Annotated in this window: 20 protein-coding genes; 4 read left to right on the top strand and 16 right to left on the bottom strand. The window is 68.3% G+C overall.

Going from position 1 to position 21436, the window contains the following annotated elements:
* The first annotated feature begins 63 nt into the window (after window positions 1-63).
* A complete protein-coding gene (locus BLV92_RS31250; protein WP_090553081.1) occupies window positions 64-1179 on the top strand; it encodes a porin in 1116 nt (371 codons plus the stop codon).
* Window positions 1180-1282: 103 nt separating this feature from the next.
* Here BLV92_RS31250 and BLV92_RS31245 read toward each other — a convergent pair whose 3' ends face one another.
* Window positions 1283-2491, bottom strand: coding sequence for an aminotransferase class V-fold PLP-dependent enzyme (locus BLV92_RS31245; RefSeq protein WP_244283991.1), 1209 nt, complete (start codon window positions 2489-2491; stop codon window positions 1283-1285).
* A gap of 125 nt (window positions 2492-2616) precedes the next feature.
* Here BLV92_RS31245 and BLV92_RS31240 point away from each other — a divergent pair, with 125 nt between their 5' ends.
* Together BLV92_RS31240 and BLV92_RS31235 are read left to right on the top strand one after the other, a co-directional pair.
* On the top strand, window positions 2617-3468 hold the full coding sequence (locus BLV92_RS31240) for an IclR family transcriptional regulator (RefSeq protein ID WP_090553079.1): 852 nt from the start codon (window positions 2617-2619) through the stop codon (window positions 3466-3468).
* A gap of 34 nt (window positions 3469-3502) precedes the next feature.
* Window positions 3503-3982 carry a RidA family protein gene (locus tag BLV92_RS31235; protein WP_090553078.1) on the top strand — a complete coding sequence of 160 codons (480 nt, stop codon included), beginning with the start codon at window positions 3503-3505 and terminating at the stop codon, window positions 3980-3982.
* Between the two features lie 55 nt (window positions 3983-4037).
* On the opposite strand, the gene BLV92_RS31230 is transcribed toward BLV92_RS31235, so the two are convergent.
* The 13 genes from BLV92_RS31230 to BLV92_RS31170 all read right to left on the bottom strand — a co-directional run bounded on the left by BLV92_RS31230 (window position 4038) and on the right by BLV92_RS31170 (window position 16720).
* Window positions 4038-5138: a purine-nucleoside phosphorylase gene (locus BLV92_RS31230; RefSeq protein WP_244283990.1), complete on the bottom strand. Its 1101-nt coding sequence runs from the start codon at window positions 5136-5138 to the stop codon at window positions 4038-4040.
* Window positions 5139-5175: 37 nt separating this feature from the next.
* Window positions 5176-5883, bottom strand: a complete 708-nt coding sequence (locus tag BLV92_RS31225) for a Pr6Pr family membrane protein (protein WP_090553075.1) — start codon at window positions 5881-5883, stop codon at window positions 5176-5178.
* A gap of 37 nt (window positions 5884-5920) precedes the next feature.
* Window positions 5921-6205 (bottom strand): cupin domain-containing protein, encoded by a 285-nt coding sequence (locus tag BLV92_RS31220; RefSeq protein ID WP_090553073.1) that lies wholly within the window; start codon window positions 6203-6205, stop codon window positions 5921-5923.
* 19 nt (window positions 6206-6224) lie between these two features.
* Window positions 6225-7424: an amidase gene (locus BLV92_RS31215; protein ID WP_090553071.1), complete on the bottom strand. Its 1200-nt coding sequence runs from the start codon at window positions 7422-7424 to the stop codon at window positions 6225-6227.
* 6 nt (window positions 7425-7430) lie between these two features.
* The gene (locus tag BLV92_RS31210) at window positions 7431-8450 is read right to left on the bottom strand and encodes an ABC transporter ATP-binding protein (RefSeq protein ID WP_090553070.1); all 1020 of its coding nucleotides are present in this window, start codon (window positions 8448-8450) and stop codon (window positions 7431-7433) included.
* A complete protein-coding gene (locus BLV92_RS31205) occupies window positions 8447-9499 on the bottom strand; it encodes an ABC transporter ATP-binding protein (protein ID WP_090553068.1) in 1053 nt (350 codons plus the stop codon). The genes BLV92_RS31210 and BLV92_RS31205 overlap by 4 nt, the downstream gene beginning before the upstream one ends.
* Entirely contained in the window at window positions 9499-10386 is an 888-nt protein-coding gene (locus BLV92_RS31200) for an ABC transporter permease (protein ID WP_090553067.1), read from the bottom strand. Before BLV92_RS31200 ends, BLV92_RS31205 begins: the two co-directional genes overlap by 1 nt.
* Before the next feature lie 20 nt (window positions 10387-10406).
* Window positions 10407-11360 (bottom strand): ABC transporter permease, encoded by a 954-nt coding sequence (locus tag BLV92_RS31195; protein ID WP_090553065.1) that lies wholly within the window; start codon window positions 11358-11360, stop codon window positions 10407-10409.
* A gap of 58 nt (window positions 11361-11418) precedes the next feature.
* A complete protein-coding gene (locus tag BLV92_RS31190) occupies window positions 11419-13071 on the bottom strand; it encodes an ABC transporter substrate-binding protein (protein WP_090553064.1) in 1653 nt (550 codons plus the stop codon).
* Between the two features lie 114 nt (window positions 13072-13185).
* The gene (locus tag BLV92_RS31185; RefSeq protein WP_090553062.1) at window positions 13186-13851 is read right to left on the bottom strand and encodes a FadR/GntR family transcriptional regulator; all 666 of its coding nucleotides are present in this window, start codon (window positions 13849-13851) and stop codon (window positions 13186-13188) included.
* Between the two features lie 259 nt (window positions 13852-14110).
* On the bottom strand, window positions 14111-14515 hold the full coding sequence (locus BLV92_RS31180) for an OsmC family protein (RefSeq protein ID WP_090553061.1): 405 nt from the start codon (window positions 14513-14515) through the stop codon (window positions 14111-14113).
* Window positions 14516-14633: 118 nt separating this feature from the next.
* Window positions 14634-15440 carry a 2,5-didehydrogluconate reductase DkgB gene (gene dkgB, locus BLV92_RS31175; RefSeq protein WP_090553059.1) on the bottom strand — a complete coding sequence of 269 codons (807 nt, stop codon included), beginning with the start codon at window positions 15438-15440 and terminating at the stop codon, window positions 14634-14636.
* A gap of 65 nt (window positions 15441-15505) precedes the next feature.
* Complete coding sequence (locus tag BLV92_RS31170; protein ID WP_090553058.1) at window positions 15506-16720, bottom strand: MFS transporter; 1215 nt, start codon at window positions 16718-16720, stop codon at window positions 15506-15508.
* Between the two features lie 112 nt (window positions 16721-16832).
* On the opposite strand from BLV92_RS31170, the gene BLV92_RS31165 reads away from it, so the two are divergent.
* Window positions 16833-17735, top strand: coding sequence for a LysR family transcriptional regulator (locus tag BLV92_RS31165; RefSeq protein WP_090553057.1), 903 nt, complete (start codon window positions 16833-16835; stop codon window positions 17733-17735).
* Between the two features lie 304 nt (window positions 17736-18039).
* On the opposite strand, the gene tssH is transcribed toward BLV92_RS31165, so the two are convergent.
* Both tssH and BLV92_RS31155 read right to left on the bottom strand, forming a co-directional pair.
* Complete coding sequence (tssH, locus tag BLV92_RS31160; RefSeq protein ID WP_090553056.1) at window positions 18040-20772, bottom strand: type VI secretion system ATPase TssH; 2733 nt, start codon at window positions 20770-20772, stop codon at window positions 18040-18042.
* Between the two features lie 142 nt (window positions 20773-20914).
* Window positions 20915-21400, bottom strand: coding sequence for an Hcp family type VI secretion system effector (locus BLV92_RS31155; RefSeq protein WP_090553054.1), 486 nt, complete (start codon window positions 21398-21400; stop codon window positions 20915-20917).
* Window positions 21401-21436 lie beyond the last annotated feature (36 nt).

The following is a 21436-nucleotide window of genomic DNA, read 5'->3' as shown; positions in this document are numbered from 1 at the left end:
CAGCCGTTCGCGTTTGCCGGCGTTCCACTCGTTCCACATCGATCCGGACTCAAGGAAACCACAATGAACAAGCACATCGTCCGCAGCATCATGTCCGCCGCGGTCGCAGGGGTTTGCGCTGGCGCCGCTCACGCGCAGAGCAACGTCACGCTGTACGGCGTCGTCGACGCCGGCTTCACCTACACGAACAACCAGAAAGGCAACTCCGCGTACCAGGCGACCCAGGGCAACGTGCAGGGCTCGCGCTGGGGCCTGCTCGGCACCGAGGACCTCGGCGGCGGCACGAAGGCCACCTTCCGGCTCGAAAACGGCTTCTCGCTCGAATCGGGCGCGGCGGGCCAGGCGGGCCGGATGTTCGGCCGCAGCGCGTGGGTCGCGCTCGGCAACAACCGCTGGGGGACGGTGACGCTCGGCCGCCAGTACAACAGCGTGCAGGACTTCCTGTGGCAGGAGCAGACGAACGGCGTCGGCGCGCTGTCGCAATACGCGAACGCGGTGTTCGACAACGACGACCTGAACAACACCTATCGCACGAACAACGGCCTCAAGTACACGACACCGACGATCTCGGGCTTCACCGCGAACGCGATGTACGCGTTCTCGAACACGGCCGGCGAATTCGCGAACAACCGCGCATGGAGCGTCGGCGCGGACTACGCGAACGGCCCGCTGCGCCTCGACGCGGCGTACTCGCTCGTGAACAGCCCGGCGACGAACACCACCGGCGCGGCTCCTTCGGATAACTATTATTCGCTGTCGTCGTCGATCATCAGCAACGTGTCGCGCAACCAGGTCTGGGGCCTCGGCGGCACGTATGCGATCGGGCCGGCGACGCTCGCGCTGCTGTACACGAACTCGACGTTCGACATCATCGCGGGCGGCAGCCTGCGCTTCGCGAACTACGAAGCGAGCGTGCGTTACCAGCTGACGCCGGCGACGCTGCTGACGGTCGGCTACATCTACACGACCCAGCGCAGCTCCGAAGCGGCCGCGACGAACGCGCACTACAACCAGCTCGCGGTCGGCGGCGAATACTTCCTGTCGAAGACCACCGACCTCTACCTGAACGGCATCTATCAGCGCGCGTCGGGTGCGAACGCGTGGATCGAAGGGATCGGCCAGGCGTCGAGCAACGCGGGGCAGTTCGCGGCGGTCGCCGGTCTGCGTCACAAGTTCTGAGCGCGGCATGAAGCGGATGCGTCATCGAACCGGCGGCGCATCCGCGAACGGCCCTGCGCGGGTCTCGAACGGAGCGGCGGGCGGTGCGAGCGGCCGGCGCGCTTCAGTCGGGCCAGCGCAGGCGCGAAGCGGTGCGGCGCGCGTCGCGCGTCGCGAACGGCGTCACGCGGGGCGTATCCGCGTGGCGCGCGTCGGTCAGTTCGGCGACGAGCCGTTCCATCACGACCGCTTCTTCGCCCGGCTTGAGGTTGCACGGATCGAGGAAAAAGAAGTGCTGTTCGACTTCGTGGTCGCGCGCGATCACCGGGCGTTCGCCGTTGCGCGGATTCGCGAGCGCATCGACCAGATCCCATGCGGTGATGCGCGCGGCGCCCGCATCGACGTGCACCTTCAGCCGGTCGAGCGGATTGCCGGTCGGGTCCGGGTCGATCGACGCGCGAATGCCGTTGAACGTGTTCAGCGTCGCGAGCCACAGATCGAGATAACCGCGTTCGCGCGCGCGCACCGCGGCGTGGTCGCGGGTCGCCCAGGCGTGCAGCGCGGCGATCGCGCCGGCGATGCCTTCCTTGCCGACCTTGAAGCCGCGGCCGATGCCGCCGTTCTGCAGCCACGCGGCGCGCACCAGCGGCTTGCGCCCGGCGACGATGCCCGCGGTCGGGCCGCCGAGGAACTTGTGCGCGGAATAGAGCACGATGTCCGCGCCGCGCCGGATGAAGCTGGTGAGATCGTATTCGGACGCCGCATCGACGATCACCGGCACGCCCTTGTCGTGCGCGACCGCGACGAATTCCTCGAACGGGACCATGCCATACTGCTGCGTGTGATGCGACACGACGAACAGCGCGGCGGCCGTCGCGTCGTTGATCGCGGCGGCGAGCTGGTAGCCGTGCGCCTCGGTGGCCGCGCCGACCGGCACGACTTTCGCGCCGGACAGGCGGATGGCCTGGTCGAGCGGCGCGCCGTAGTTGACGAGGTGGCCGGTCTGCACGACGACTTCGTTCTTCAGCCCGCGCGTGTCGGGCAGCCGTTCGATCAGGCCGAGGTCGTCGCCCGTCATCGTCGCGGCGATCGTCAGCGTGATCGCCGCGGAGCATGACGCGGTCACGTAACCCGCCTCGCTGCCGCACGCGGCGGCAATCGCGGCCGATGCGCGGCGCTGCAGGTCGTCGATCTCGACGAACTGCGGCAGGATTTCGGCCACCGCATCGACGGCCGGCGCGACCGCCATCGATGCGCCGAGGCTGGTCATCGTTCCCGACACGTTGATGACGGGGCGCAGTGCGTATCGAGACCGGATGTCCATCGTCGCCATGTCGCTTTCCCTGCTAAGGATTCCGCAATAAAGGAATAAAATACTTCATAGCGGAATAATATAGGCATATAATGCAGGGACGTCAAACGCTCAAAAAGCCGGCTGCCGGCAATGTTGGGGAAAGGATGGCTCGTAGCAGGAACACCGGAACGCCCGGCAACACCGATCACCAAACGCAACCGGCCGCGCCGCCGAAGGACGAGGCGGCGAACGCGCCGCGCTCGCGCACCGGCGCGATCGACCGCGTGCTGCAGATTCTCGACGGACTCCAGCACGCGAACCGGCCGATGACCGCCTATGAAATCGCGCAGACGGCGGGTGCGCCGGCCTCGACGATGTACACGATCATCAACGATCTCGTCGACAAGTCGCTGCTGACCCGCGCCGCCGACGGCACGATCTGGTTCGGCCCGCGCCTGTACCGGTACGGCCTCACGTATGCGCACTCGCTCGACTATCTCGCGATCGCGGCCGAGGAAATGCAGCGGCTGTCCGCCGACGTCGAGGAGACCGTGCAGATCTGCGGCCGCGAGGACGGCATGATGATCGTGCTGCAGATGGCCGAAGGGCCGGGGCATTTTCGCGTGACGTCGCGCGTCGGCTCGCGCGTGCCGATCAACTGGGCCGCGTCGGGCCGGCTGCTGGTCGGCCATCTCGACGACGGCGAGCGCGAGGACTTCTTTCGCCGCTACGGCCAGCCGTCGCCGACCGGCCTCGCCGAAACGCGGCCGGACGTGCTGTCGCGCATCGCGCAGGAGTCGTTCGCGGCGCGCTTCGCGCTGCAGATCGGCGAGTCTGAAGCATCGGTTGCGTGTCTCGCGTCGCCGGTGTGCAACGTGGGTGGCGAATGCGTCATCACCATCTCGATCGTGATGCCGGAAAACAAGGCGAAGCAGGGCATCGACCGCTATTCCGCAGCGGTGCGCGACGCGGCGGCGCGCATCGAAGACCGGCTCGGCTGGCGCGCCGGCGCATGAACGACACGTCCGAATCCGTTCGCTTCTCATCGACATGACGTTCCCGAATTCCACCCGTTGTTATGAACGCCTGCGCGCGCGCGGGCTGATCCTCCAGCCGGTGCCGACCGCGATCGGCAACTTCCAGCATTGCGTGCGCGAGGGCAGTCTCGTGTTCCTGTCGGGCCAGGGGCCGCTCGACGAGCGCGGCCAGTTGCTGAAGGGCAAGGTCGGCGGCACCGTGTCGACCGAAGAGGCGTACCGGCACGCGCAATGCGTCGGCCTGAACCTGCTGTCCGTGCTGCATCACGAACTCGGCGACCTGTCCCGCGTGAAGCGGGTCGTGAAGCTGTTCGGCATGGTCAACGCGGTGCACGACTTCACCGCGCATTCGCAGGTGATCAACGGCTGCTCCGACCTGTTCGTCGACATTCTCGGCGACGCCGGGCGTCATGCGCGCTCCGCGGTCGGCGTTGGCTCGCTGCCGGGGAACATCACCGTCGAGATCGAGGCGGTGATCGCGGTGCATTCGTAGCGCGGCGATGGGCGTATCGGCGCGCATCGGTGCGCCGCGCGCGTCGCCGCAAGTCCTAACGCTGCGGCACGCCCGCCTGCCACTCGCTCCAGTGCGCGACGACGTCCCGCACGAGCGGATCGCCCGCGCGATACAGATTCTCGACGGCCGGCGCAAAACCGCCCTGATCCGCGTAATGCAGCAGATTGTCCGCCGCCGGCTGCCCGCGATACGGCCGGTCGAAGTCCGAGCCGGTGCGCAATACCGCGACGCGCGCGAGATCGACGCGCTGCGCATTCGCCGCGCGTGTCAGCGCCTCGTACGTCGCGTTGTCCTCCTGCTGCGTCATGCAGTACACGCCGTGGCCGTCGGTCAGTTGCTGCGTCCATTCGGCCGCGCGTTCGCCGAGCGCGGTGCCCGACCACCACGTGTCGCTCGCGACCGAATCGCATTCGAGCACCGCGGGCGGCTGGTTCGCCGGCGCGTAGCGGTACTTCGCGCGCGCGGTTTTTGCCTCGGCGCTGTCCGCGAGCGCCGCGTCGCGTGACAGCGCATACGCGGCGCCGGCAAGCGTTGCGTTCAGTGTGAACACCTCGGTCCGATAGTCGAGCGGCGGCTTGTCCGCCGGGCCTTTCGTGTTGATGCCGAGATAACCGGAGCGCCAGCCGCGCGGCTTCTCGCGTGCGTCGATTTCCCACTGGATGCCGAAGTCCACCAGGTACTTCGACCACGCGGCCGAACCGAGCGTGCCGACGCGCGGATTCACTCCCGCAATGCCCGCGATCACGAAGTACGTGCGCCGCAGATCGAACTGCGGCGCGAACGCGACCGCCATGGTCGAAGCAGCGGCGTTCGCGTGGCCCATGCCGGTCGTCATCACGCAGACGTCGTCGCGGTTGCAATGCACGACCGGATAGTCGGGTGGCAGGCCGGCCACGCGGATCTCGTCCCATGGCCCGAGGCGGTCGAGCCACACCTTCGCTTCCGGCGCGAACATCGACACGATCATCACCTTCACCGGCCGTCCGTGCGCGGCATCGGCGGTCTGCGCGAAGCCGGCCGGCGCGGGCGCGTTCGTCTCCGCGCGCGGTGCCGGCGGCGTGGATGAGGAGGTGCAGGCGGAAGCGAACGCGGCAAGCAGCAGCGCGGCGCACAGGCCGCTCATGCGAATCGGCATGGAGGGGGTTCCCGGTTGGAAGTGATATGGCGTCGGCTCAGGCCTCTTCGCCGGCGGGCGGCTGCGGCCGCCGCGCGTTGATCGCCACGAAGATCGACATCAGCACGACGAAGCCGAGCAGCAGCAACAGCGCATTGACGAGCACGTGCGCATAACCGAGCCGGTCGACGTCGATGAACGGATACGGATAGAAGTCGGTGGTACTGCCGCGCCACAGCGTGACGAACAGATAACACAGCGGATAAACGAGCCACAGCAGGCAGTCGCGCAGCACGAGCCGGAAGCGCGGCACGAACAGCAGCCAGTACAGCGTGCACAGCAGCGGCAGGACCGTGTGCAGCGTCTCGTTCAGCAGCGCGCGCAGGCCGGACGGCGTCCACAGATAACGCAGCAGCGCGTTGTACGCGATGCCGACGAACACGATGTACACGACGATCGCGGTGACGACCGGCGGATGGCGGAAGAAGCGGCCGGGCCGCGAGCGCGCGCGCATCGCGATGCAGGTGAAGCCGATCGCCACCGCGAGCACGGTCAGGTTGGTCAGGTAGCTGGTCAGCCGCTCGACGCCCTCGACGACGCCGAAGCCGCGCATCAGCAGCCGGTGGACCGTCACGTTCGTCTGCGCGCCGAACGCGATCCACGCGACCACCGCGATCGCGGCGGCCATCGAGCGCGACGCGACGCTCGGCGTGCGCAGCGGCAGTTCGGTGTCGACAGCGGGCGGGTCGTCGGGGCGCGGGCTCATGCGGCGATTCTATACGCGCGCCGCGCCCGCCGCCGGCCTACAGGATTTCGATCTCGACGAACACGACCGGCTCGCCGCCCGCGTTCACGACGTTGTGCTCGACGCCTTTCGAGCCCGAGTAGCTCCTGCCGGCCGTCAGGCGCGACGTGCGGGTGCCGCTGCTGGTCTCGATCGACAGTTCGCCGTCGGTCATCGGCACGATCACATAGTCGTGCCCGTGCACGTGCCAGCCGGTTTCCGCTCCCGGCTCGAAGCGCCATTCGGTGACGACCGTGCGGTCGTTGTCCAGTTGCAAGGTCGGCACGGCCTGTTTGCGGTTCATGATTGCTCTCCGAAAACGTTCAATCCATCAATGCGCGCCCGAGGTCGAGCAGCGCGCGGTCGCTGCCCGGCGGCCCGACGAGCGAGAAGCCGAGCGGCACGCCGTCGATGCGCATCAGCGGCAGCGACAACTGCGGGCAGCCGGACAGCCCGGCGATGCACAGCATCCGGATCGCGCGGTTGCGATATGCGTCGAGCGCGTCGTCGGTGTCGGACACGCGCGGCGCGACGCCCGGCATCGTCGGCATCGCAATGATGCCGTTGGTGCCGAGCCGGGTCAGCAGTTCGTGGCGAAATGCCGCGCGTACGCGTTCGTCGGTCTCGTTCTGTTCTTCGGTGACGTGGCGCGACCACGCGAAACGCTCCTTCACGCCCGGTCCCAACTGAAGATCGTGCTCGTCGATGATCGCGCCGAGGCTTTGCCATGCCTGGTAGCCCTGCAGATGGCGGAACGCCCAGTAAAGCGCGTCGGTGGACGGCGTCATCACGGGCTGTTGCGTGACCGTGCCGAAGCGGGCCGCCACCCGGTCGAGCGTCGCGGCGAACGCGGCGGCGACCGGCGGCTCCAGTTCCGCGAACACTTCGGCGGGCAGGATCACGTCGGGTTTCGCGGCGAGCGTCGTCGTGTCGGGGCCGAGCAGCACGTCGCCGACGCGCGCGAACGTGTCGATGTCGCGCGCGAACCAGCCGCACGTGTCGAAGCCGGGCGACAGCGGCATGCAGCCGTCGAGGCTGATCCGCGCGTGAGTCGGCCGCAGCCCGAGCAGCCCGCAGTGGCTCGCGGGCGCGCGCACCGAGCCGCCGGTATCGGTGCCGAGCGCGAAGTCGCACAGCCCGTTCGATACCGCCGACGCCGAGCCCGAACTCGATCCGCCGCACACGCGGTCCGGCGCCGCGCCGTTGACCGGCGTGCCGAAATGCGCGTTCTTGCCGGTCATCGAAAACGCGAGTTCCTCGGTGTACGTCTTGCCGGCGAAGACCGCGCCCGCGGCGAGCAGCGCGGCGACGACCGGCGCGTGCGCTGTCTTGATGCCGGACAGCGCGAGCATGTGCGGGTTGCCGCAGCCGGTCGGATAACCGGCCACGTCGAAGATGTCCTTCACGCCGAACGTAAGCCCGGCGAGCGGGCCTTGCGGGGCGTTCGGCACGGCCGCGTCCGGATACGGGACGAACGCGCGACAAGCGGAGCGGGGCAGCGGCGCGGGGAGCGGAGCATTCATGGGCGGTCAGTGAGTGGAGGCGGGTTCGATGGGGACGGGCGCGCCGATTTCGTCGACGCGCAGGCAGCGTGCGGTGTGGTCCGCGCCGACGACGCGCGCGTCGGGCTGGGTGTCGAGGCAGCGTTCGGCCGCGTGCGGGCAGCGCGGCGCGAACGCGCAGCCGGGCGGCAGCGCGGCGAGGTCCGGCGGCGCGCCGGGGATCGTCGCGAGCCGTTCGCCCTTGCGCATCGCGCCGTGCGCGCGGCCGGCGAGCAGCGCGATCGTGTACGGATGGCGCGGCCGCGTCAGCAGTGCCGCGGCCGGCCCCTGTTCGACGATGCGGCCCGCGTACATCACCGCGATGCGGTCCGCGACTTCGGTCGCCGCGCCGATGTCGTGCGTGACGAACACGATCGACAGCTTCAGTTCCTGTTGCAGTTCGCGCAGCAACAGCAGGATCTGGATCTGCACGGTCGCGTCGAGCGCGGTGGTCGGCTCGTCCGCGAGCAGCACCTGCGGGTCGCACGACAGCGCGAGCGCGATCATCGCGCGCTGGCGCATGCCGCCGGACATCTCGTGCGGATACGCGTCGAGCCGCCGCTCGGGGCTCGGAATGCGCACCGTCTCGAACAGCGCGAGCGCGCGCCGGCGCGCTTCGGCCTTCGGCACGCGCAGATGGCGGCGGATCATCTCGACGATCTGCGCGCCGAGCGTATAGACCGGATCGAGCGCGAGCAGCGGTTCCTGGAACACCATCGACACGACCTTGCCGCGCAGCGCGGCAAGCGCCGCGTCGTTCATCGCGAGCACGTCGCGGCCGTCGATGTCGATCGCGCCGTCGATGCGCGTCGTCTTCGGTGGATGCAGCCGCATGATCGAGCGCAGCGTCACGCTTTTGCCGGAGCCGGATTCGCCGAGCAGCGCGACCACTTCGCCGCGCGCGACGTCGAGATCGACGCCGTTCACCGCATGCACGGTGCGCCCGTTGCGCTCGAAGCGGACGGTCAGGTTGCGCAGGCTGACCGCACGTGTTTCGTTGCCGCTCATGCCGTGGTCTCCTCCGCCTCGGGCGCATAACCGCTCGCGTGTTCCCACGCGAGGCAGCGGACCGTTCCGCCGTTTACCTTCGTGCTGAGCGGCGCGCGCTTGCCGCAGACCTCGCGCGCCTGCGGGCAACGCGTGTGGAAGCGGCAGCCGGTGGGCGGATCGACCGGATTCGGCGGATCGCCGGACAGCGGCGCGACCGTCGTGCGATGCAGCGGATCGACGCTCGGCATCGATTGCAGCAGCGCGCGCGTGTACGGATGGCGCGGCGCGTCGAACACCGACTCCGCGCTGCCGACCTCGACGACTTCGCCGAGATACATCACGACGACGCGATCCGACATGTAGCGCACGACGTTCAGGTCGTGCGAGATGAACACGTAGGTGAGGCCGAAATCGGCCTTCAGGTCCGCGAGCAGGTTCAGCACCTGCGCCTCGACGGACTTGTCGAGCGCGGATACCGCTTCGTCGAGGATCACGAGGCGCGGCTCCAGCGCGAGCGCGCGCGCGATGTTCACGCGCTGCCGCTGGCCGCCCGACAGTTCGTGCGGATAACGGCCCGCGAAACGCACGGGATCGAGGCCGACGCGCGCGAGCAGGTCGCGGCCGCGCGCGATCGCCTGTTTCGCCGGCACGCCGTGCACGGTCGCGCCGAACGCGATCGAATCCTCGATCGTCATCCGCGGGTTCAGCGACGAGAAGCTGTCCTGGAACACCATCTGCACCTGGCGGCGGAATTCGCGCAGCGGCAGCTCGCGCGAGCCGACCGTCTGGCCGTCGAATACCAGCTCGCCGCTGTCCTGCGCGAGCAGTTGCATCAGCAGGCGCGCGGTCGTCGACTTGCCGCAGCCGGACTCGCCGACCACGCCGAGCGTCTCGCCCTTCTGGATGTCGAACGACACGCCGTCGACCGCGTGCACCGCGTGCCGCGCGCGGCCGACGAACGGCAGCCCGCGCTGGCCGAGCGGGAAGTGCTTGACGAGCCGGCGCACGCTCAACAGCGGCTGCGCGGGGCCGCCGACATCGGGAATCGTCTGGAACAGGCGGGTCATCAGCGGATCTCCATCGCGGCGCGCAGGCCGTCGGACAGCACGTTGAACGCGATCGACGTCGCGAAGATGAAGAGGCCGGGCAGCGCGGCGAGCATCGGCTGGATGTAGATCGCGGTGCGCAGCGTGTTCAGCATCAAGCCCCACTCGGGGTTCGGCGGCGTGACGCCGAGGCCGAGGAACGACAGCCCGGACGCGAGGATCATCGACACCGAGATGAGGCTCGTCGAGAACACGAAGATCGGGCCGATCACGTTGCCGAGCACGTGCGCGCGGACGATCGTGAACGCCCCCGCGCCGGACGCGCGCGCGGCGTCCACGTAGTCGCTGCGCCGCACCTGGGTCGTCACGCTTTCCGCGATCCGCGCGATCTGCGGCACGAACACCACGGTCAGCGACACCAGCGCGTTGCCGATGCCGGTGCCGAGCGCGCCGGACAGCGCGATCGCGAGCAGCACCGACGGGAACGCGTAGAACACGTCGATCGTGCGCATCACCGCCGCGTTCACGACGCCGCCCGCATAACCGGCCGCGATGCCGATCGCGCCGCCGATCGCGAACGCGAGCAGCACCGGCGTCACGCCCATGAACAGCGACAGCCGCGCGCCGAGGATCAGCCTCGACAGCATGTCGCGGCCGAGTTCGTCGGTGCCGAGCAGATGGCCCGGCGTGCCGACCGGCTTGAGCCGGTCGAACATCGACGCGGCGAACGGATCGGCCGGCGTCAGCAGCGGCGCGGCGAGCGCGACGAACACGAGCAGCAGGATCACGGCGGCGCCGAGCATCGCCTGCGGGTTGCGCAGCACGCGCCGCAGCACGTTCGCGAGGTGGCCGCGCGAGCGGACCGGCGCTGCGCCGGGGTTCGTGGAGACGGTGGCGGTCGAGGTCATGGATCGGCTCCCGGGTGGAATCAGCTTCGTTCGATGCGCGGATCGAACACGGTTTGCAGGATGTCGACCAGCAGGTTCAGCACGACGAAGAACAAGGCGAGGATCAGGATGGTCCCCTGCAACAGCGGCAGGTCGCGCTGGAAGATCGCCGCGTTCAGCAGGAAGCCGGTGCCGGGCCACGAGAACACCGTCTCGATCAGGATCGAGCCGCCGAGCAGATAACCGAGCTGCAGGCCCATCACCGCGAGCGCGGTCGGCGCGCAGTTCTTCACGACGTGCCGCAGCAGCGACGTTTCGCCGAGGCCGCGCGCGCGCAGCCCGGTCATGAATTCCTGCGACAGCGTTTCCGCGACGAGCGCGCGGACCGTGCGCGCGATGATCCCCATCGGAATGAACGACATCGTGACCGCCGGCAGGATCAGGTACTGCACGTGCGCCCAGTCCCAATGCCAGTCGCTGGAGCCGTCCGGTCCCGCGCCGGTCGCCGGCAGCCACGCGAGCTGCGCGGAAAACACGATCACCAGCACCATGCCGAGCCAGTAGTGCGGCACGCTCACGCCGGTCACCGACACGAGCGACGCGATGCGGTCGATCCACGTATCGCGGCGGTAGCCGGCGACGAAGCCGAGCAGCGAGCCGATCGCGAAGCCGATCAGCGTCGCGAGCGCGGCGATCAGCACGGTGTTGCCCACGGCCTTGAACACTTCGCCCGCGACCGGACGGCCGGTCGCGATCGACGTGCCGAGGTCGCCGTGCAGCGCGCGCCACACCCAGCTTGCGAACTGCACCGGCAGCGGCCGGTTGAAGCCGTACAGCTCCATCAACTGCCGTTGCAGTTCCGCCGACGCGTCGGGCGGCAGGATCGAGACGAGCGGATCGCCGGGCGCGATGTGGACCAGCATGAAGCACAGGAACGCGACGCCCAGCATGATCGGCAGGGCATAGACGACGCGGCGCAGGAGATAGAAGGTCATGATGTCGTCCGGGGCGCGCCGCCCGCGCGCTGCACGGGCGGCGCTGCTGCAACGAAGGTCACATCGACATGGTCGCGATGTCGATGAACCAGCTCTTCGGCTGCACGACGCCGTGCACCTTCGACGCGATCGCGCGCGGGCCGGTGTCGTGCGCGATCCACACGAACGGCGCGTCGTCGACGATCGCCGCGTGCAGTTGCGCGAGCAGCACGTCGCGCTGCTTCGGGTCGAACGTCGTGCGGGCCTCCTTGATCATCGCGTCGATCTTCGGGTTGCTGTAATAGCCCCAGTTGTTCGACACCGGCGGGAACGCCTCCGTGCTGACGAAGCGGACCATCGCGAAGAACGGGTCCATCGACGCGAAGCTCACGTTCGTCGCGTTCGCGCCGTGCGCGGACGGGTCCTTCGCGCCGAGCCGCCAGTTCGTGTACAGCGTGTTCCATTCGACCACGTCGAACGTCACGTCGATGTAGCACGCCTTCAGGTTCTGCTGGATGAACTCGTTCATCGGCAGCGGCTGCATCTGGCCCGAGCCCGATGCGGAAATCTGCACCTTGACCTTCAGCGGCTTCGCGGCCGAGTAGCCGGCTTCCGTCATCAGCTTGCGCGCGGCGTCCGGGTCGTACTTGATCTGGAACGTCGGGTTGCCGCGCCACGGGTCGCCCGGCTCGAACGTGCCGGTCGCCTCGCTCATCATGCCGCCGAGCAGCTGCTTCAGCGCGGAGCGGTTCACGCACAGGTTCGCCGCGTAGCGCACGCGCTTGTCGAGCCACGGCGAGCCCGGCAGGAACGACACCTGCCACGGCCACACGTGCGGCTGCGGGTTCGAATAGATCTTGAAGCCGCGCGCCTCTATCGTCTGCATCGCGTCGGGCGCGGGCGCCTCGATCCAGTCCACCTGGCCCGACAGCAGCGCGGCCGTGCGCGAGTTCGCCTCCGGCAGCGGCAGCAGCACCACCCGGTCGATCTTCGGGCGGCGCGCCGGGTCCCAGTAGTCGGTGTTCTTCACCATCTCCAGCCGCTCGCGCGGCACGAAGCGCGCCATCCTGAACGGCCCCGTGCCGGACGCGTCGGCCGCGAACGCGATCCACGCCTGCTTGTCGCGCTCGGCCGGATCGGTGACGGACGCGGGCACCGCCGCAAGCTTCTTCTGCCATTGCGCCGGCGATGCCATGTACAGGTTCGCCAGGTTGATCGGCAGGAACGAATCGGGCTCGGACGTCGTCAGTTCGACCGTCAGGTCGTCGATCTTGCGCGCGGAGCGCAGCGTCGGCATCCGCGACGCCGTCACGCCGACCTGGCTCGGGTCGTAGTTCGGCGCGTTCTTGTCGAGCACCTTGTTCACGTTCCAGACGACCGCGTCCGCGTTGAACGGCGAGCCGTCATGGAACTTCACGTTCGGGCGCAGCTTGAACACCCATTTCGTGTGGTCCTTCGGATCGACCTGCCACGACACGGCGAGGTCCGGAATCAGTTCGCTCGGTTTGTCCGCGTGGCTCAGGTCCCACTGCGTGAGTCCGTCGTACATCGTGATGCCGGTGAAGCGGTTGCCTTCGTAACCCTGGTCGGGCTGGCCGAGCGTGCGCGGGATGTCGCCTGCGGTCATCGCGATGCGCAGCACCTTTTCCTGGGCGTATGCAGCCGGAGTGGCGAGCGCGCCGAACATCAGCGCGCCGCTTAGCGTGAGCAGGCTTTTGGTCGTGAAGTTCATACCGGTAGGGATCCTCTGCGAGTGGGTGGTCGTAACGGGGGCAATCAGGGGCAATCAGGGGCAATCAGGGCCGATCAGGGCCGATCAGGGCGACGGGGGCGCGTTCGCCGCGGATCAGGGGATCGTGAACGCGACGCCCGCGCGTTCGGCGGCGCGGCGCAGATGGCGCTGCATCGCCGCGCACGCGGCGGCCGGGTCGCCGTCGACGATCGCGGCGACGATGTCCTCGTGCTCGTCGAACGCCTCGATCAGGCGCGGCGTGTTCGCGAGCGGATAACGCTGGCTGTGGCCGATGCGATCCTCGAACGAGCGCGAGATCGCGACGATGATGTCGTTGCCGGAGCCGGCCGCGATCGCCTGATGAAACGCCAGATCGCTGCTCGCGGCGGCGACGAGGTCGTTGTCGAGCAATGCGCGCTGGAAGTGCCGTTGCAGGTCGCGCAGGCCGGCCGCGATGCCGGTGCCGGCGGTGCGCGCGGCGAGCGCGGCCGACGACGGCTCGACGATGTAGCGCAACTGCATCGTCTGTCCCGCGCCGCGGCTCGCGAGCGGATGCGTGCGCGCGTGTCCTTCGTGCGGCGCGACGAACATGCCTTTGCCCGGCACCGAGCGCAGCAGCCCGAGCGCGGTCAGCACCGATACCGCCTCGCGCAGCGCGCCTCGGCTCACGCCGAGCTGGATCGCGAGTTCGCGCTGACCCGGCAGCGCGCCGCCGGGCGCATACGCGCCGGACAGGATTCGCTGCTGCAACGTCTGGGCGACGAGATTCGGGGTGTTCATCGACGCGCACTCCTACCGGTAGGACCGGTGGGGCCTATGCGCGAAACGTGCCAGCCTGAAGCAGGCTTTTAAATACAAGGGTTTGGCGGGAACGGCGGCATGCCCGGACGCGCCCGTGCACCGGGACGGTCGGCACGCGCTGGTGCAGCGCACAACAACGGGGACCGCGAACGGGGAAAAGGGAGGGCGTCGCGCCGGACGGCGGAGACGCGTGTGTGGACAACGGCGTGTCGTGTTGCCGGCGACGCACGCGGCTGCGTTAGCGCCGCATCGTCGTGTCGATCCGCGTGCCGCGCTTCACGAACAGCGTGACCGGCGTCTTTTCGCAGATTTCCGCGAGCCGCGTCCACTGGCTGTCGTCGAGCGCCGCATCGACGGATACCGTGCGCCGGATCGTCTGCGTGCGGTCCGGCTCGACGTGCAGTTCGACATCGACCGATACCGTGCCGGCCGGCCACGCCTTGCGCTGCATGTACATCCGCAGCGTCGCGGCCGTGCATTGCGCGAGCCCGGCGAGCACGAATTCGAACGGCGTCGGTCCGCGATTCGCGCCGCCCTCGTGCGGGCCTTCGTCGCCTTGCAGCGCATGGCTGCCGGCGTTCAGATCGACGACGTAGTTCGGCGCGTCGGCGCGCAGCACGGCATGGGCGGTGGCCAGGTTCATCGGAGTCCTCGCTGAGCGGTGGAGCGGCGGCCGGCGGCGGCGTCGGCGGTGGCGTCATGACGCGCCGTCGCCGGTCCTGCCGGGTTGCCGTCAGCGTAGCATCGCGGCGCGGGCGGCGTCAGTCCCAGACCGGCGCGAGTCCGGCGGGGCTCACTTCGCGGCCGTTGCGTTCGAGCGTCGCGATCTGCGCCATGTCGTCGTCGGTCAGCCGAAGCTGTTGCGCCAGCAGGTTGCTCGCGAGGTTTTCGCGCTTCGTCGACGACGGGATCACCGAGTAGCCGAGCTGCATCGCCCACGCGAGCGCGACCTGCGCGGGCGTCGAGTCGTGCCGGCGCGCGATCTCGCCGATCACCGGGTCCGCGAGCACCTTGCCGTACGCGAGCGTCATGTACGACGTGACCGCGATGTCCTCGTCCTGCAGGAAACGCGCGAGCTTGCGGTTCTGCAGGTACGGGCTCAGCTCGATCTGGTTCGTCGCGATCTCGCCCTGGCCGGCCACCGCGATCGCGCGTTGCGTCTGCTCGATGTTGAAGTTCGACACGCCGATTTCGTGCGTGAGACCTTGCGCCTTCGCGTCCGCGAGCGCCGCGACGAATTCTTCGAGCGGCACGCCGTTGTCCGGCGCGGGCCAGTGGATCAGCGTCAGGTCCACGTAGTCGGTGCGCAGCTTCGCGAGACTTTCCTTCAGGCTCGGCACCAGCTTCGACTTCGCGTAGTTGTCGACCCAGATTTTCGTCGTGACGAACAGCTCGTCGCGTGCGATGCCCGATGCGGCGATCGCTTCGCCCACTTCCGCTTCGTTGCGGTAGATCTGCGCGGTGTCGATCGCGCGATAGCCGAGTTCGATGGCGTTGCGCACGGAGTCGACGACTACCTGGCCTTGCAACCGGAACGTGCCGACGCCGAATGGAGGAACGCGGTTCATGGTGTGATTGCCTCGTATTGAATGAGTCGATGAAATGAGCGGCAAATGAGGAGCGGCGCGCCGTTTCAGCACAGTGCGGCGCTGCTGCGGCGCTGCCGAGCGGCCTGGACCAGCACCAGCGCGAGGCCCGCGGCCGCGATCAGCGCGCCGGCGATCGGCACCGCCTTGTAGCCGAGCCCGGCCGAGATCGCCGCGCCGCCGGCCGCCGCGCCGAGCGCGTTGCCGAGGTTGAACGCGCCGACGTTGACCGACGACGCGAGGCCCGGCGCTTCGTGCGCGGCGCGCATCACGCGCATCTGCAGCGGCGGCACGACCGCGAACGTCGCGACGCCCCATACGAGCAGGCCGATCGCCGCGCCGACGTGGCTCGTCGCGAGCAGCGGGAACGCGAGCATCACGACGATCAGCAGCGTGAGGAAGCCGATCAGGCTGCCGTCGAGCGAGCGGTCCGCGAGCCGCCCGCCCGCGACGTTGCCGATCGAGAAGCCGACGCCGATCAGCACCAGCATCGCGGTGACGAAGCCGGGCGACGCGCCGGTGAGCTGCGCGAGCGTCGGCGACACGTACGTGTACAGCGTGAACATCGCGCCCGCGCCGAGCACGGTGGTCGCGAGCGCGGTCAGCACGACCGGGCGGCCGAGCACCGCGAGTTCGCCGCGCACGTCCGGCATGCGGCCCGATTCGCCCTTCGGCAGCGCCGACCACAGCCCGATCATTGCGACGACGCCGAGCGCGGCGGTCGCCACGAACGACATGCGCCAGCCGATCGTCTGGCCGAGCCACGTCATCGCCGGCACGCCGCCGACGTTCGCGATCGTGAGGCCCATGAACATCGTCGCGACCGCGCTTGCCTGGCGGTGGCGCGGCACGACGCTCGCCGCGACGACCGAGCCGAGACCGAAAAACGCGCCGTGGTTCAGGCTCGTGACGAGCCGTGCGAGCAGCAGCGTCGTGTAGTCCGGCGCGAGCGCGGACAGCAGGTTGCCGATCGTGAAGATGCTCATCAGCAGCACCAGCGCCGTGCGGCGCGACGTGCGCGCGAGCGCGAGCGTCATCAGCGGCGCGCCGACCATCACGCCGATCGCGTACGCGCTGACGAGCATCCCCGCGCTGGGGATCGATACGTGGACGCCGTTCGCGATGACCGGCAGCAGGCCCATCGGCGCGAACTCGGTGGTGCCGATGCCGAACGCGCCGACGGCCAGCGCGAGCAGCGGCAGCGTCGAGCCGCCGGCGGGTGCGGCGGCCGGCGGCGCGGCGGGGCGGGTGGATGAGGACATGCGGGAATCTCCTGGTTGAATCGGTCCGGATCTTGACCGGACGAAGTTTGCCCGCTTTAATTTTTCCGAAAAACTGATCTATAAAGGAAATACTTTTGACTCGGAGTCAAGAATGAAGGTGACGCTGGACGAATTGCAGACTTTCGCGACGGTCGTCGACGCCGGTTCGATCACCGCCGCCGCGCAGCAGCTTGGGCAGACCGTGTCCGGCACGAGCCGCACGCTCGGGCGGCTCGAAGAGAAGCTGCAGACGACGCTGCTGCGCCGGACCACGCGCCGGCTGGAACTGACCGAGGAGGGGCGCGCGTTCCTCGGCAGCGCGCGGGAGATCATCGAGGCCGTCGAGGGCGCGGAGGAGCAGATGGTCGCGCGCCGCGAGCGGCCGTCCGGCCGGCTGCGCGTCGATGCGGCGACGCCGTTCGTGCTGCACGTGATCGCGCCGCTCGTGGCCGGGTATCGCGAGCGGTATCCGCAGGTGGAACTGGAGCTGAACAGCAACGAAGGGATCATCGACCTGCTGGAGCGGCGCACCGACGTCGCGATCCGCATCGGGCCGCTGAAGGATTCGACGCTGCACAGCCGGCCGATCGGCGTGAGCCGGCTGCGGGTGCTCGCGAGCCCCGCGTACCTGGACCGGTACGGGCAGCCGCGCCGCGTCGAGGAACTCGGACGGCACGTGCGGCTCGGCTTCAACCAGCCAGAGTCGCTGAACGTGTGGCCGCTGCTCGGGCCGGACAACGAGCCTTACCGGGTCGTCCCGACGATCTGGGCGTCGAGCGGCGAGACGCTGCGGCATCTTGCGCTGGAAGGCGTGGGGATCGTGTGCCTGTCGGATTTCATGACGCGCGAGGACCGCGACACCGGGCGGCTCGTGCCGCTGTTCGCGCAGCAGACGCAGGACGTGCGGCAGCCGATCAACGCGGTGTATTACCGGAATACGGCGATTTCGTCGCGGATCGCTTCGTTTGTCGATTATCTGGCGAAGGCGGTGGCGGGGACGGAGATGCAGGGGTGAGGCTGTGGACGGCCTTTTAGAATCGCAACTAACTGTCAAGCCGACCTGGCGACCACTAGCAATGAACGAGGCTTCGGCCTACGTCGTCCGGTCCGGTGGCTTACTCGCTTTGCAGGTTGGGGGGCGATCAGGACGGGGCGCCGAGGCGCTCGCAAGCATCCCGTTGATATCCGATAGACGAGGGCGTTGGTTTTGACATTGAGCGGGGGGGACGAGCACCCCCGTTGCCGCAGAATGGAACATCGCTGACCGGCCTGTGTGCGGCACGACAAGCAGCAGGCCGGTGAACCCGGCGCTGCTCTCCTCAAGCCGTCCGCATCTCCGACACCTGCGCGGCCTGGACACCGCGATCGACGAAATCGATCGTCAGGCTGCCTTCGGCCGAACTGGAGAGTGCGATCTTCGCCGGCGCGATACCGCTGACCAAACGCGTCAACAGTTCGCGCGAGACTTCAGGCAGCACGCGCTGGTTCAGGAACGCGTCCACGTTGCGCGCGCCGGACTCGCGCGCGAAGCTCAATTCGGCCATCGCGCCGATGAGCGAATCTTCGCAAACCAGTTCGACGTCGTGCTGCCGGCGCAGGCGTTCGCCAATCTTGTCCAGTTTCATGCGCACGATGGCCTTCAGCGCCTCGACGTCGAGCGGGCGATAGACCAGTGTCTGGAATCGCGCGAGCAGCGCGGGCTGGAAATGCGCGACGAGCTGCGGATGGATCGCATCGAGGAGCGCGGCTTGAGCAATCGCGGGTTCGGCTGCCACCTGTTCATGAATGTCCGCGCTGCCGAGGTTCGACGTCATCAGGATCACGCAGTTGCTGAAGTCGATCTCGCGGCCCTCGCCGTCGCGCATCGTGCCGCGGTCGAACACCTGGTAGAAGATGTCCAGCACGTCGCGATGCGCCTTTTCGACCTCGTCGAGCAGCACCACGCTGTAGGGTCGCTGGCGCACGGCTTCGGTCAGGATGCCGCCGCGCCCGTAACCCACATAACCCGGCGGCGACCCCTTGAGTTGCGAGACGGTATGCGATTCCTGATACTCCGACATGTTGATCGTCGTGAGCGCGGCCTCGCCGCCGAAGAGCAGGTCGGCGAGCGCCAGCGCGGTCTCCGTCTTGCCGACACCCGACGGCCCCGAGAGCAGGAACACGCCGAGCGGCGAGTGCTCGTTTTTCAGGCCGGCCTTCGCGGTGCGCAGGCTTTGTGCGAGCGCGGCGAGCGCGTCGTCCTGCGCGACGACGCGTGTCGCAAGCTGGGTTTCGAGCGCGAGGAGTCCCTGGAGTTCGTCTTCCATGAGGTTGCCGACCGGCACGCCGGTCCATTCGGCGACGACCCGCGCAATCGCCTGGGCGTCCACGTCCGCGAAGATCAGCGGCGATTTTCCCTGTGCGCGCGCGAGCGCGTTCTGCGTCTGCGCCAGGGCGGCATGGCCGCCGGCCGCCGCGGCATCGCGCTGTTCGAGCAGCCTCTGCACGAGGCCAAGTTCTTCGCCGTAACGATCCTTCAGGCTCTCCTGTTCGGCCCTGGCGTCGACGAGTGCCGCGTCCAGTTCCGCACGACGTTCCTGCACGCCTTCGATCCCGGCGCGTTCGTCGTCTTCGAGCGTGGTGCGTTCCAGCTCAAGCGCGGCGACCGTGGCGCGGGCGCGCTGCAATTCGGCCGGCGGCGATTCCAGCCCCATGCGCACGCGCGCAGCGGCCGTGTCGATCAGGTCGACCGCCTTGTCCGGCAACTGCCGGGCCGGGATATAGCGGCGCGACAGCTTCACGGCGGCGACCAGCGCCTCGTCGCGGATGTGCACGTCGTGATACTTCGCGTAGCGTTCCTTCAGGCCCCGCAGCATCAGGCAGGCGGCCGCATCATCAGGCTCGTCGACCTTGATCATCTGGAAGCGCCGTTCGAGCGCGGCGTCGCGCTCGAAGTATTCCTTGTATTCGGACCAGGTGGTCGCGGCGATCGTGCGCAGTTCGCCGCGCGCGAGCGCGGGCTTGAGCAGGTTGGCCGCATCCGAGCCGCCCGCGGTGTTGCCCGCGCCGATCAACGTGTGGGCTTCGTCGATGAACAGCAGGATCGGCGTGGGCGAGGCCTGCACTTCGTCGATCACATTCTTCAGCCGCTGCTCGAACTCGCCCTTGACGCCCGCGCCTGCCTGCAACAGGCCCAGATCGAGCGTGAGGATGCGCACGTCGCGGATCGCGTTCGGCACCGTGCCCTCGGCCACGCGAAGCGCCAGGCCCTCGACGAGCGCGGTTTTACCGACACCCGGCTCGCCCACGAGAATAGGGTTGTTCTTGCGGCGGCGCGCGAGCACGTCGACCATCTGCTGGATCTCGCGGTCGCGTCCGAACACGGGATCGATGTCGCCGCGACGTGCTTTTTCGGTCAGGTCGAGCGCGAAGCGGCCGAGCGCGTCGCCTTCCACGTTGCGCTTCGCCGTTTGCCCGCCTTTCTGTTCCGATGCGGGAATGACGGCAGCGTTTTCAGTCGCCGTCGCAAGATGCGCGGGAGCGGCTGCCTCGTCCGGCTCCTCCGGCTGGCTCTCGCAGGTTCGCGCGCCAAGGCGCGGCAGCAGGCGATCGATCTGCGCGCTGCTTACCGACAGCAACTGCCACGCGTTGGTCGTGCGCAGCACGTAGGGCGCCTCGATGATCGCCTGCATGACGTGGCCGGAACGGATGGTCGCTTCGCCGCTGACATCGCGGGACAGCGCATGAGACCAGGCATCCTGCAGCACCGACGCGAGTTGCAGCGAAATGCTGGGGCGGCCGCGCAGGTTGCGCGGCGTGTGTTCGATCGCGTTGAGCAGCGCATCCCATACGGCATCGACGTTCAGCTCGTAGTGGTTCATGATGGCCGGGATATCGCCATCTCCGGCCTCGATCAGCTTGAGCAGCCAGTGTTCGACCGAAATCTCGTCCGCGAACCGCGTCTGGCACAGGCTTGCCGCGGCCTCAAGCGTTTTCGCGCAATGAGGATTGAGCCTTTGCAGAAGCTGGCTGGCGTCCCGGGAAGCGGGGTTTCGGTCGTTGTGCAGGATCATGTTCTGGCTGCTGGCACGCAGGAATGAAGCGGGGCGCGCCTGTTGAACGCGCCCCCCGTGGAGGAGAAAAGACCGGCTCGCGCGGGGCGAACCGGCAGGGGACGCCGCCTTGTGCGGCGGCGTCCGGACATCGTGGCGCCGATCAGGAACGCTCGTTCCAGGTGTCGGCGTGGATGATGTTGCCGTCCTTGTACGACCACGTGATCTTCTCGTAGCGCAGCTCGACTTCTTCGAGGTGGTTGTGCTTCTCGTAGTCCGGGTTCTTGATGTCGTGCATCACCGGCTTGACCGAGACGACCTTCACGTCTTCGAGTTTCGTGTTGAAGTACTCCTTTTCCTTGCCGGCGTCGTCGATCCTGTACCACTTGATCTCGGCCGACTTCAACGTCTGCCCGCTCGTGACGGCCTTGTAGAGATACGGCGTCGCCGCGTCGGTTTCCTTGGTCAGCGTGATCGGCGCGTGAACGCGCGTGCCGGTCAGCTTGCCGGTGTTGCCATCGGTCGGAATATGCAGGTCGTGCTTGAACGCGGTGATCTCGACGCTGCCTTCACGCCCCTGGACGGTCACGGAACCCTTGATGTCTGCGCCGCCATCGTCCTTGAGCCACAGGTATGCCGGAATTGCCATTTCTTCACTCCATTTCTACTGCGACAATCGCCCGGC

This window comes from Paraburkholderia caballeronis (assembly GCF_900104845.1).
GTDB classification, from domain to species: Bacteria; Pseudomonadota; Gammaproteobacteria; order Burkholderiales; family Burkholderiaceae; genus Paraburkholderia; species Paraburkholderia caballeronis.
The sequence above is the reverse complement of the archived record's forward strand: the minus strand, read 5'-3'. Positions and strand labels throughout refer to the sequence as shown.